The organism is Bradyrhizobium sp. P5_C11_2 (assembly GCF_054049755.1).
Genome location: NZ_JBFULT010000194.1, coordinates 1 through 12318 on the forward strand (window position 1 = coordinate 1; position 12318 = coordinate 12318).

The 12318-nt window shown below is 64.2% G+C and carries 10 protein-coding genes; 8 read left to right on the forward strand and 2 right to left on the reverse strand.

Going from position 1 to position 12318, the window contains the following annotated elements:
• The 8 genes from urtB to ACXJL8_RS19265 form a co-directional block, all read left to right on the forward strand.
• A partial coding sequence (gene urtB / locus ACXJL8_RS19230; protein ID WP_456685413.1) for an urea ABC transporter permease subunit UrtB occupies positions 1-589 on the forward strand: 589 nt, incomplete at its 5' end.
• A gap of 19 nt (positions 590-608) precedes the next feature.
• On the forward strand, positions 609-1751 hold the full coding sequence (gene urtC / locus ACXJL8_RS19235) for an urea ABC transporter permease subunit UrtC (protein ID WP_456619471.1): 1143 nt from the start codon (positions 609-611) through the stop codon (positions 1749-1751).
• 64 nt (positions 1752-1815) lie between these two features.
• Positions 1816-2571, forward strand: coding sequence for an urea ABC transporter ATP-binding protein UrtD (gene urtD / locus ACXJL8_RS19240; protein ID WP_456619472.1), 756 nt, complete (start codon positions 1816-1818; stop codon positions 2569-2571).
• Positions 2572-2581: 10 nt separating this feature from the next.
• Positions 2582-3271: an urea ABC transporter ATP-binding subunit UrtE gene (gene urtE / locus ACXJL8_RS19245; protein WP_456619473.1), complete on the forward strand. Its 690-nt coding sequence runs from the start codon at positions 2582-2584 to the stop codon at positions 3269-3271.
• A 27-nt stretch (positions 3272-3298) separates the two neighbouring features.
• Positions 3299-4528 carry a formamidase gene (fmdA, locus tag ACXJL8_RS19250; RefSeq protein ID WP_456685414.1) on the forward strand — a complete coding sequence of 410 codons (1230 nt, stop codon included), beginning with the start codon at positions 3299-3301 and terminating at the stop codon, positions 4526-4528.
• A gap of 93 nt (positions 4529-4621) precedes the next feature.
• A complete protein-coding gene (locus ACXJL8_RS19255) occupies positions 4622-4999 on the forward strand; it encodes an FmdB family zinc ribbon protein (RefSeq protein ID WP_456619474.1) in 378 nt (125 codons plus the stop codon).
• Between the two features lie 45 nt (positions 5000-5044).
• Positions 5045-6085: an aliphatic amidase gene (locus ACXJL8_RS19260; RefSeq protein WP_456619475.1), complete on the forward strand. Its 1041-nt coding sequence runs from the start codon at positions 5045-5047 to the stop codon at positions 6083-6085.
• Positions 6086-6324: 239 nt separating this feature from the next.
• Positions 6325-9411: an autotransporter outer membrane beta-barrel domain-containing protein gene (locus ACXJL8_RS19265; RefSeq protein WP_456619476.1), complete on the forward strand. Its 3087-nt coding sequence runs from the start codon at positions 6325-6327 to the stop codon at positions 9409-9411.
• Between the two features lie 3 nt (positions 9412-9414).
• On the opposite strand, the gene ACXJL8_RS19270 is transcribed toward ACXJL8_RS19265, so the two are convergent.
• Together ACXJL8_RS19270 and ACXJL8_RS19275 are read right to left on the reverse strand one after the other, a co-directional pair.
• Entirely contained in the window at positions 9415-10236 is an 822-nt protein-coding gene (locus ACXJL8_RS19270) for an MlaD family protein (protein ID WP_456619477.1), read from the reverse strand.
• A gap of 179 nt (positions 10237-10415) precedes the next feature.
• Positions 10416-12318 (reverse strand): acetate--CoA ligase family protein (locus ACXJL8_RS19275; RefSeq protein WP_456685415.1); only part of this gene is annotated, 1903 nt, incomplete at its 5' end.

Below are 12318 nucleotides of genomic sequence, written 5' to 3' on the forward strand. Positions count from 1 at the left end.
GCTTGCCACCTGGGGCCTGAGCCTGATGCTGCAGCAGGCCTATCGTTCCGTGTTCGGCGCGCGCGAGGTCGGCGTCGAGCTGCCGCAGTGGATGCTCGGGTCGCTGCACGTCACCGACAGCATCGAAGTGCCGATCAACGGCGTCTTCGTGATGTGCCTCACCGTGCTGATCACCATCTCCGTTGCCTATGTGATGTACAAATCGCGCTGGGGCCGCCAGGTGCGCGCGGTGGTGCAGAACCGCATCATGGCCGGCGCCGTCGGCATCAACACCGAAAAAGTCGATCGCTATACTTACGGCCTCGGCTGCGGCATCGCGGGAATCGCCGGCAGCGCCTTCACCATGATCGGCTCGACCGGGCCCACGTCCGGACAGCTCTACATCGTCGACACGTTCCTGGTGGTCGTGTTCGGCGGCGCGGCGAGCCTGCTCGGCACCATCGCCTCGGCCTTCTCGATCTCGCAGACCCAATCCACCCTCGAGTTCTTCATGTCGGGCTCGATGGCCAAGGTGCTGACGCTGCTCGCCGTTGTCGGAATCCTGATGCTGCGGCCGCAGGGGCTGTTCGCCCTCAAGGTCCGCAAGTGAGAAACGGAAGGCTGATGCAATGACCGACAATCGGTTCTTCAATCGATCGGAGCTCATCGGAATTCTGTTGCTCGCAGTCTTCCTGGTGGTGATCCTTCCGCTCACGCTCGATGTCTTCAGGCTCAATCTGGTCGCGAAATACCTGACCTATGCCTTCGTCGCGCTGGGGCTGGTGATCTGCTGGGGCTATGGCGGCATTCTCAGTCTCGGCCAGGGCGTGTTCTTCGGGCTCGGCGGCTACTGCATGGCGATGTTCCTCAAGCTCGAGGCGTCGAGCGTGGAGAACACCAAGATCCAGTCGACCCCCGGCATTCCCGATTTCATGGACTGGAATCAGATCACCTCGCTGCCGTTGTTCTGGAAGCCCTTCAACAGCCTCACCTTCACGATCGCCGCCATCATCCTGGTGCCCGGCATCTTCGCCTGGATTATCGGCACGGCAATGTTCAAGCGCCGCGTCGGCGGCACCTACTTCGCCATCATCACCCAGGCGGTCGCGGCCATCCTCACCATCCTGATCGTCGGACAGCAGGGTTACACCGGTGGCATCAACGGCATGACCGATCTGCGGACGCTGAAGGGGTGGGACATCCGGCCCGATCACGCCAAGATCGTGCTGTACTTCTTCGAGGTTGGTCTGCTGTTCGCCTGCATCATGATCGCGCAGTTCGTCCGGCACTCCAAGCTCGGGCGCATCCTGGTCGCGATGCGCGAGAAGGAGGACCGGGTCCGCTTCTCCGGCTACAGCGTCGCGAATTTCAAGATCTTCGCCTTCTGCATCGCGGCCGTGTTCGCCGCGATCGGCGGCGCCATGTTCGCGCTCAATGTCGGCTTCATGTCACCGTCCTTCGTCGGCATCGTGCCGTCGATTGAAATGGTGATCTACACCGCGGTCGGCGGCCGGTTGTCGATCCTGGGCGCGATCTACGGCACGCTGCTGGTCAATTTCGCCAAGACCAGCCTGTCGGAAACCTTTCCCGAATTGTGGCTGTTCGGCCTCGGCGGATTGTTCATCGCCGTGGTCCTGGCCTTCCCGAACGGTCTTGCCGGGATCTGGGGCGACTATGTGCAGCCGCGCATCGATCGCCTGATCGCGTCACGCAAGCCGAAACCGGCCGGCTGGACCGACAGCTCGGTCGCCGACGGCGCCCCGGCGGAGTGAGGAGATCATCATGCTCTTAGGTCACCCCGATGCCGATGCCACGCTGGCAGTGAGGAGATAGATCATGCTCGTCGGTCATCAGCCCAAGGAATTCCTGCTCGCGGTCGAGGCGCTGACGGTGTCGTTCGACGGCTTCAAGGCGGTCAACGATCTCTCCTTCTATGTCGACGAGAACGAGATCCGCGTCATCATCGGTCCGAACGGCGCCGGCAAGACCACCGTGCTCGACCTGATCTGCGGCAAGACCAAAGCAACGTCCGGCTCGATCCAGTTCCGCGGCAAGGAGCTGACGCGGATGAGGGAAAACGAGATCGTCAAGACCGGTGTCGGCCGCAAATTCCAGAACCCGTCGATCTACGACGATCTCACGGTGTTCGAGAATCTGGAGATCTCCTATCCGCGCGGCCGCTCGGTGTTCGGTGCGCTGACCTTCACCCGCGACGCCGCCGTGCGCGACCGGGTGCACGAAGTCGCCGAGATGATCTTCCTGAAGGACCGGCTGAACGTGAACGCCGATCTGCTCAGCCACGGCCAGAAGCAATGGCTCGAGATCGGCATGCTGCTGATCCAGGACCCGGACCTCTTGATGCTGGATGAGCCCGTCGCCGGCATGAGCGTGTCCGAGCGCGCCAAGACCGCCGAGCTGCTCAACCGCATCATCAAGAACCGTTCGGTGCTGGTGATCGAGCACGACATGAAGTTCGTCGAGGACATCGCCCACAAGGTCACCGTGCTCCACCAGGGCCAGATCCTCTCGGAAGGGACCATGGAGAAGGTGAAGAACGACCCCAAGGTCATCGAAGTGTATCTCGGCCATTAAGGAGCGTGTGATGCTGGCAATTTCCGATCTTCACGTCGCCTACGGCCAGAGCGAGGTGCTGCACGGGCTCAACGTCAAGGTCGCGGGCAACGAGATCGTCGCGATCATGGGCCGCAACGGCATGGGCAAGACCACGCTGATGAAGTCGCTGATGGGCATCCTGCCCGCCAAGAGCGGCTCGGTCAGCATGGACGGTGCCGAGCTCGGCAATCTGCCGAGCTACGAGCGAGTGGCCAAGGGCCTCGCCTATGTGCCGCAGGGGCGCATGATCTTCTCGACCATGACGGTGAAAGAGAACATAGAGACCGGCCTCGTCGTTTCCGGCGGGACCGAGGTGCCTGCCGACATCTACGAATTGTTCCCGGTGCTGCTGGAGATGAAGGGCCGCCGCGGCGGCAATCTGTCCGGCGGCCAGCAGCAGCAGCTCGCGATCGCGCGTGCGCTCGCGACCAAGCCGAAGGTGCTGCTGCTGGACGAGCCGACCGAGGGTATCCAGCCCTCGATCATCAAGGACATGGCGCGCACCCTGAAGCGCATCCGCGACGAGAAAGGCCTGTCGATCGTCGTGTCCGAGCAGGTCCTGAGCTTCGCGCTCGATATCGCCGACCGCGTGCTGGTGATCGAGAACGGCGAGATCGTCCGCGACGATCCGCGCGACAGCGTCGATGCCGCGCAGGTCTCGAAATATCTGTCCGTCTAACCAACCGTGTAAAAGGGGAGCATCTCGATGCCAGAGACACTGATCAAGGTCGATCTCACCAAGTCGGCTTACGAAAATGACATGGTGCACAACCGCTGGCACCCCGACATCCCGATCGTGGCCTGGGTCAATCCCGGCGACGACTTCATCATCGAGACCTATGACTGGACCGGCGGCTTCATCAAGAACAACGATTCCGCCGATGACGTGCGCGACATCGATTTGTCGATCGTGCACTTCCTGTCTGGCCCGATCGGCGTCAAGGGCGCCGAGCCCGGCGATCTCCTGGTGGTCGACCTGCTCGACGTCGGCCCGATGAAGGAGAGCCTGTGGGGCTTCAACGGCTTCTTCTCCAAGCAGAACGGCGGCGGCTTCCTGACCGACCACTTCCCGCTGGCGCAGAAATCGATCTGGGACATCAAGGGCCTCTATACCTCGTCGCGCCACGTCCCCGGCGTCAACTTCGCGGGCCTCATTCATCCCGGCCTGATCGGCTGTCTGCCCGATCCGAAGATGCTGGACATGTGGAACAAGCGCGAGGCCGAGCTGATCTCGACCAATCCGACCCGCGTGCCCGGCCTTGCCAACCCGCCATTCGCGCCGACCGCGCATGGCGGCCGCGCCAAGGGCGACGTCAAGGCCAAGATCGGCGCCGAAGGCGCGCGTACGGTTCCGCCGCGCGAGCACGGCGGCAATTGCGACATCAAGGACCTGTCGCGCGGCTCGAAGATCTACTTCCCGGTCTATGTCCCCGGCGCCGGTCTCTCGATGGGCGATCTGCACTTCAGCCAGGGCGATGGTGAGATCACCTTCTGCGGCGCCATCGAGATGGCCGGCTGGCTGCATCTGAAGGTCGAGGTGATCAAGGACGGCATGGCGAAGTACGGCATCAAGAACCCGATCTTCAAGCCGTCGCCGATCACGCCGAACTACAAGGACTACCTGATCTTCGAAGGCATCTCGGTCRACGAAGCCGGCAAGCAGCATTATCTCGACGTCCACATCGCCTATCGCCAGGCCTGCCTGAACGCGATCGAGTATCTGAAGAAGTTCGGCTACTCCGGCGCCCAGGCCTATTCGATCCTCGGCACCGCGCCGTGCCAGGGCCACATCTCCGGCGTGGTCGACGTGCCCAACGCCTGCGCCACGCTGTGGCTGCCGACGGAGATCTTCGACTTCGACGTGATGCCGTCGGCGGCAGGTCCGATCAAGCACATCACCGGCGATATCCAGATGCCGATCTCGCCGGACAAGTAATCCCTGCGCGACGGGGTGCGGGACGGCGTCTCACTGCCGCCCCGCATCCGCCGCGGGATCTCTCGAAACAGGCAACAGCGTAGGGATAATGCGATGCCGGTCTATGAATATCTCTGTGACGATTGCGGACCGTTCAAGGATCTGCGCCCGATGGCGGAATGCGACGATCCGCAAAGCTGTCCGCACTGCGAGACGATGGCGCCGCGGGTGATCCTGACCGCGCCGAACTTCTTCTGCATGCCGTCGGAGACGCGCAAGGCGCACGCCGTCAACGAACGCAGCTCGCACGCGCCGCAGACGCTCGCGCAATACAAGGCCTCGCACGGCCCCGGCTGCGGCTGCTGCTCGTCGGGCAAGACCGTCAAGGACAAAAACTCGTCGGACAGGAAGAAGCCCGCGCGGCTGATGACCAAGACCAAAAGCGGCGCCAAGGGTTTCCCGACCGCGCGGCCCTGGATGATCAGCCATTAACGCCACGCGCCAACATCAAGCGAATAAAATACAGGAGCGCTCGACATGCTTCACGGCGATATTTCCAGCAGCAACGACACCGTCGGCGTTGCAGTGGTGAACTACAAGATGCCCCGACTGCACACCAAGGCCGAGGTGCTCGACAACGCCCGCAAGATCGCCGATATGCTGGTGGGCATGAAGGCCGGTCTGCCCGGCATGGACCTCGTGATCTTCCCGGAATATTCCACGCAAGGGATCATGTACGACTCCAAGGAGATGTACGAGACCGCATCCGCCGTGCCCGGTGAAGAGACCGCGATCTTCGCCGAGGCCTGCCGCAAGGCGAAAGTGTGGGGCGTGTTCTCGCTGACCGGCGAGCGCCACGAGGAGCATCCGCACAAGGCGCCCTACAACACCCTGATCCTGATGAACGACAAGGGTGAGATCGTGCAGAAGTACCGCAAGATCATGCCATGGGTGCCGATCGAGGGCTGGTATCCCGGCAACTGCACCTACGTCTCCGACGGCCCGAAGGGGATGAAGGTCAGCCTGATCATCTGCGACGATGGCAATTTTCCGGAGATCTGGCGCGACTGCGCCATGAAGGGCGCCGAGCTGATCGTGCGTTGCCAGGGCTACATGTATCCGGCCAAGGAACAGCAGATCCTGATCTCCAAGGCCATGGCCTGGGCCAACAATGTCTATGTCGCGGTCGCCAACGCCGCCGGCTTTGACGGGGTCTATTCCTATTTCGGCCACTCCGCGATCATCGGCTTCGACGGCCGCACCCTCGGTGAGTGCGGCGAGGAGGACTACGGCATCCAGTACGCGCAGCTCTCGAAACATCTGATCCGCGATGCGCGCCGCAACGGTCAGTCGCAGAACCACCTCTACAAGCTGGTCCACCGCGGCTATACCGGCATGATCAATTCCGGCGAAAGCCCGCGCGGCGTCGCGGCTTGCCCGTATGATTTCTACAAGAACTGGATCGCCGATCCCGAAGGCACGCGGGACATGGTCGAGGCGATGACCCGCTCGACCCCGGGGACTGACGAGTGCCCGATCGACGGTATCCCGAACGAGGCGGCCGCCACCAATTACTGAGGCGTGAGCCGCATCATGCGCAAAATGGGAGTTTTGCACTTGGAAACCGTGGCCCGGTTGCAACATGGCCGCGGGATTCTGCTTTGGTTGTGCGCCAAAGAGACACATTCCGGCGGAGCGTAGTTTTACGGGGCATCCTCATGGCCTAAGTTCCCGGCGGACTGCGGGAATGGGGATCGTGTGACGTGAGGGGCGAGGGGCTATGGAGGCGGCAGGGTCGCCTGCGCCGGGGCGGCGCCGTGCCGTCCGTCGGCGCGTCGGCAATCCTGACGATTGTGTTCGGCCTTGGCCTTGCGACGACATCGGCCAGCGCGCAGTGCGTCCCCGATCCTGCCGCGAGCGGCCAGACCGTCACCTGTAGCGACGATGCCAACGGATTCCAGGCCGGCGCCGGCGTCGACAGCCTCACCGTCAACGTGCTGTCGGGCGCGACCGTGAACGACAACGGCACGGTCTCGATCGGCGTCAACGATTCCAGCACCGTCACCAACAACGGAACGCTGTCGGCAGCCTCGGGCCTGATCGGCATCGGCGTCGGCAACTCGAATACCGTGACCAACAACGGCACCATCACGGTGCTCGGCAATGGCTTCGGCATCTTCGGGCTCGATCACAACATCATCGCCAATGCCGGGACGATCACCGCCGGGGACGGCGGCGCCGCGATCCGGGTCGGCGATAACAACACCGTCACCAACAGCGGTGCGCTGTCGGTCGGCGCGCAGGGCGCGGGCATCTTCGCGGTCCAGAACAACACGATCACCAATGCCGTGACGGGCACGATCACCGGCCTCGATGATGCGATCGGAATCTACGCGTCGTTCGGCGGCGCGACCGTGACCAATGCAGGCGCGATCACGGTTGGCGATTCCACGGGCTTCTCCGGCGGCATTATCGCGATCAGTGACAACAACACGGTCACCAACACGGCCACCGGCAGGATCTCGGTCGGGCAGAATGCCGCCGGCATCTTCATGCAAGGTGCCTTTCAAACCGCGAACAATTTCGGCGACATCAAGGCAACCGACGTCGGCGTCGGCATTGCCGTCACGGGCGACGACGCCAGGGTGACCAATGGCGGTTCGATCACGGTCGGCGACAGCGGGGCGGCGGGCATTTCAGTGCAAGGTGATCGGGCCGTCATCACCCAGAACGGAACGATCGACGTCGGTCTGGGGGGAAGTTTCGGCATTGGTTTTTCCGGCTCGTCCTCCACGATCACCAACAACGGCCGGATCACGGCTGGCGATTTCACCTCGGGCATTGCGGTGTTCGGCGACGACAACGTCATCACCAACGGCGGCACGATCTCCGTCGGCGCCTCAGGCATCGGTATCTCCGTGTTCACGTCCTCGACCACCAATCAGGTCGTCAATACCGGCACCATCACCGTCGGGGCCAACGGTGTCGGCATCAGCGTGGATGGCGGCGGCAGCGTGTTCAACTCGGGAACCATCAACGCCGCGACCGGCCTCGCCGCGATCGAGTTCTGCAACTGCGGCCCGAACACGCTGACGCTCGGGCCCGGCAGCATCATCAACGGCCTCGTGCTTGGTGCAGGCACCGATACATTCCAGCTCGGCGGTACGGGCAAGGACACATTCGATCTCAGCCTGATCGGTCCCTTGCTCCAATATGACGGGTTCACGACCTTCAACAAGGTCGGCAGCTCGATCTGGACGGTGACGGGCACCGGAAATCAGGACTGGAACGTGCTCGGCGGCACGCTCCTGCTCGCCGGCACCATCAACGGCAATGTGACCGTTGCCGCGGGCGGTACGTTCGGCGGTGTCGGCACGGTCGGCAACGTCTCCGTCAACGGCGGCACGCTGGCGCCGGGCAATCCGACCGGGACGCTGAATGTCGCGGGCGACCTCACGTTCACGACGGCGTCGAGCTACATGGTGCAAGTCTCGGGCGCCAGCAGCGGCCTTGCGGTCGTGACCGGAACGGCGACGCTCGGTGCTGCCACGGTTGTGGTCGTTCCGACCGGCTCGATTGCAAAGCACTACACGATCCTGAACGCAGGCACGCTTCCCGATGCGTTCAATCCGGTCGTTGCGGGTCTGTCGTCGAACCTGCACGCGACGCTCAGCTACGATCTCCACAACGTCTACCTCGACCTCGCGCTGGGCTATAGCGGCGGTCTCAACATCAACCAGCAGAACGTCGCCAACGTGCTGACGAATTATTTCAACAGCACCGGTAGCCTTCCCGTGGCGCTCGCCAATCTCTCGCCGGTCGGTCTGACGCAGGCTTCCGGCGAATCGGCGACGGGTTCTCAGCAGACGACGTTCGAGGCGATGAACATGTTCATCAATCTGCTGACCGACGTGTTCGGCTCGGGGCGCAGCGGTGCACCCGGCGCGACGCCGTATGTGGACGACGCGAGCGCCTATGCTGCGGCTGGCAAGAGCGCGCGTGACAGGACCACGCGCGACGCCTTCGCCTCGATCTCCCGCAAGGCGCCGCCCGCGAGTTTCGAGCAGCGCTGGGACGTGTGGGCGGCCGGCTACGGTGGCTCGCAGACCACCGACGGCAATGCTGGCCTTGGCTCCAACACCACCAGCAGCAACGTCTACGGTACGGCGGTCGGCCTCGACTACCGCTTCTCGCCGTCGACGATCGCAGGCTTTGCGTTGGCCGGCGGCGGCACCGGATTCAACGTCAACGGGCTCGGCTGGGGCCGCTCCGACCTGTTCCAGGCCGGCGCCTTCGTGCGTCACACGGCGGGGCCGGCCTATATCACCGCTGCGCTCGCCTATGGCTGGCAGGACGTCACGACAAATCGCATCGTCACTGCTGCCGGCGTCGACCAGTTGCGCGCGCAGTTCAACGCCAACGCGGTCTCAGGCCGGATCGAGGGCGGTTATCGTCACGCGACGCCGTGGATCGGCCTCACGCCCTATGCCGCGCTCCAGGCCACCATGTTCAGCCTGCCGAGCTATTCGGAGTTCGCCGTCGTCGGCAACAACACCTTCGCGCTCAATTATGCCGCCAAGGACGTGACCAGCACCCGCACCGAGCTCGGCTTTCGCGCCGACAGGTCTTTCGCCGCGGCCGGAGGCCTGATGACCCTGCGCGGCCGCGCCGCCTGGGCGCATGATTTCAATCCGGACCGCAGCGTCGGTGCGGTCTTCCAGACGTTGCCGGGCTCGGCGTTCGTCGTGAACGGCGCCGCACAGGCGCGCGATTCCGCGCTGACCACGGCGTCGGTGCAAATGAACTGGATGAACGGCTGGTCCGCCGCACTGACCTTCGAAGGCGAGTTCTCGAACGTCACCCGTTCCTACGCCGGCAAGGGCCTCGTGCGCTACGCGTGGTAGGCTTTACTGCTTCTTCTGCGTTGGCTTGCGCGGCGGGCGCGGAGCTACGGGAGTTCCGCTCATCTTGTTGGCGGCCTCGCTGATGTCGAGCAGGGTCTTGCGGCCGTCCTCGAGGAAGCTCGCCGATTTCTTCTTCATGGTGTCGGCGAGCTCGCGCAGTCCCTGCACCTTCGCGAACAGCTCGTCGGCCTTGCCGTTGACGAAGCCGGGCACCACGCCTTCGATCTTCGTGACCGCCTTGTCGAAGCCAGCGAAGGCGGTGTCGACCTTGGCCATGACGGTATCGATCTCGGCGCCCTTGCTCCTGAGGTCGGCGGTGTAGTTTTCGAACGTGCGCAGGCCGTCCCGAATCGCGGGTGCGTTGCTGACGATCGTGCGGTCGACATTGTGCAGGGTGTCGACGATGGATTCGGCATCGCTCAGATCGGCGGTCAGCACCGGAATGCCGTCCACATCCAGCGGCACCGGCGGGGCGGAGGGCGCGCCACCGATCAGCGAGACCGCGGCGACGCCGGTGAGCCCCTGGAACTCGATGCCGGCCACGGTGTCCTTGCGGATCGGCGCGGCGTTGTCGAGCATCACGAGCGCCACGACCTTGCGGGGATTGTCGAGCTTGATCGACAGGATCTGGCCCGCCGGCACGCCGTCGAAATTGACCGGTCCGCCGCGGCGCAGGCCACTGGCCGAACCGCCTTCGAAGACGACGCGCAGCTGGCTGCGGCTCTGGATGCTGCGCCATTTCTGCACGCCGAGCAGGCCGCCGAACGCCACGGCGATCACCGCCAGCGTCGCCGTTCCGATCACCAGATCGCTCGCGCGTGCCATAAGGCTGAGTCTACGGCCAAAGCGGGGAAGTTGGAAGGAGGCCGTCATGTTAAGTAGGGCGGGTTAGCCACCTCCGCGCCATGCGCGGCCCGATGACAGGCTCCGCGTAACCCGCCATTGCTTGCCGCATGCGCCGTGCAAATTGGCGGATTACGCTGGCGCTAATCCGCCCTACGGACTCAATGCCCGGCGGCGTGTTTCGCCGCGGCGTTGTTCAGCACGATGAGAGCATCGACGGCGACGCCTGTCCTGGTGTTGATCAGGAACGGATTGACGTCGATCGACGCGATCCGGTCGCCGGCATCCGCGATCAGGTTGGACAGGCCGACCAGCGCCTTCACGGCGGAGGCCTCATGCAACGCCGGCTTGCCGCGATAGCCGGCTATCTTGACGCCGGCCTTGGTGCGGCCGATCAAAAGCCGCGCCTCGGCCTCGTCCAGCGGCGCGCCGGCAAGCGCCACGTCCTTCATCAGCTCGATGTCGATGCCGCCGGTGCCGAACAGCACGACCGGACCCATCTCGGCATCGAGCGAGGCGCCGACCACGAGTTCGAGGTCGGCCTTGACCTGCTGCGCGATCAGGATGCCGTCGAGCCTCGGCTTGCCCTTCAGCTTCTTCACCCGCGCGGTGATGTCGGCGAACGCCTTCTTCACCTCGGCCGCGCTGTTGAGGTTCAACACCACGCCGCCAATGTCGGACTTGTGCAGGATCTCGGCGCTGACGACCTTTGCCACCACCGGAAAGCCGATCTGCCTGGCGATCTCAGCGGCCTGCGCGGCCGTCTGTGCGATCGCTTCCTTCGAGACCGGGATGCCGTAGGCCTTCAAAAGCGTCTTCGAGGCCACCTCGTCGAGCGCGGCACCGGTCGCGGATTTCAGCGTCTTCTCCAGCACGGCGCGCGCGGCGGGCTTCGAGCCCGAGGCGATGTCCGGCACCTCCTTGCGCAATTTCGCATAGTCGAGCAGGGACTTGATCGCGGTGACCGCGCGGTCCATGCCCTGCATCACCGCCAGATGCGGCAGCGATTTGCGCAAGCCCTTGGTGAAATCCGTAAAGCCGATCGACATCGCGCTGATGTAGATCACGGGCTTTGAGGCCCGGCTCGCCATCTCGTCGACGATGCGCAGGTTACGCTCGCGCAGCTCGTGCGGCGCCTTCGGCAGCTCGGCATCGACGATGACGATGTCGATATCGGGGTCGTCGATCATCAGCTTGATCGACTTCATGTAGACGGAGGGATCGACCACCGCGGCAAAGCCGGCGTCGAGCGGATTGCCGACGATCGATCCGGGCCCGAGCATTTTCGCCAGCTCCGAGCTGACATGCGGGCTGAGCGGCGCGAAGTTCAAGCCCTCGGCGTAGAACGCGTCGATCAGCATGCCGCGCTTGCCGCCGGACAGCGTGACCGCGGCGAGCTTGTCGCCTTTCGGCACCGCGGCGTGGACGAAGCATTCGGTGGTCTCGATCAGCTCGTCGAGCCCGCGCACGCGGATCACGCCCTCGCGGGTCGCGATGGCGTCGAACGTCTCGATCGAGCCGGCGAGCGCGCCGGTATGCGCCATCGCCGCGGCGCGGCCGCCCTCGGATGAGCCGAGCTTGAGCGCGATCACGGGCTTGCTCGCGGCACGCGCGGCCTTGCAGGCGTCACGGAATGCCTTGGTGTTGCGCACGCCTTCGAGATAAACCACGATCACCTTGATGCTCGGATCCTCGGCGAAATAGCGCATCAGGTCCGGCGTCTCGAGTCCGGTCTCGTTGCCGGTCGTCACCATGTAGCCGACGCCGACGCCGCGATCCTCCAGCGCCTGGCGGATCGCCATGACGATGGCGCCGGACTGTCCGGCGATCGCCACGGCGCCCTGCTCCATGGTGACGATGCGGTCGTCGATATTGGTGAAGAGCTTTTCGCCCGCGCTTAAGTTGCCGAGGCAGTTCGGGCCGGTGACGGCGAGGCCGGTGTCGCGCACCGCCTGTTGCAGTTCGGCGGCGAGCTTCTGGCTGTCCTCATCCTGCAACTCGCTGAAGCCCGAGGTGACGATGGTGGCCGAACGCGCGCCGGCCGCGGCGGCGTCGCGGATCACC

Coding starts and splice junctions, on each gene's coding strand:
- urtC (WP_456619471.1), top strand. CDS start 609: ATGACCGACAATCGGTTCTTCAATCGATCGGAGCTCATCGGAATTCTG.
- urtD (WP_456619472.1), top strand. CDS start 1,816: ATGCTCGTCGGTCATCAGCCCAAGGAATTCCTGCTCGCGGTCGAGGCG.
- urtE (WP_456619473.1), top strand. CDS start 2,582: ATGCTGGCAATTTCCGATCTTCACGTCGCCTACGGCCAGAGCGAGGTG.
- ACXJL8_RS19255 (WP_456619474.1), top strand. CDS start 4,622: ATGCCGGTCTATGAATATCTCTGTGACGATTGCGGACCGTTCAAGGAT.
- ACXJL8_RS19260 (WP_456619475.1), top strand. CDS start 5,045: ATGCTTCACGGCGATATTTCCAGCAGCAACGACACCGTCGGCGTTGCA.
- ACXJL8_RS19270 (WP_456619477.1), bottom strand. CDS start 10,236: ATGGCACGCGCGAGCGATCTGGTGATCGGAACGGCGACGCTGGCGGTG.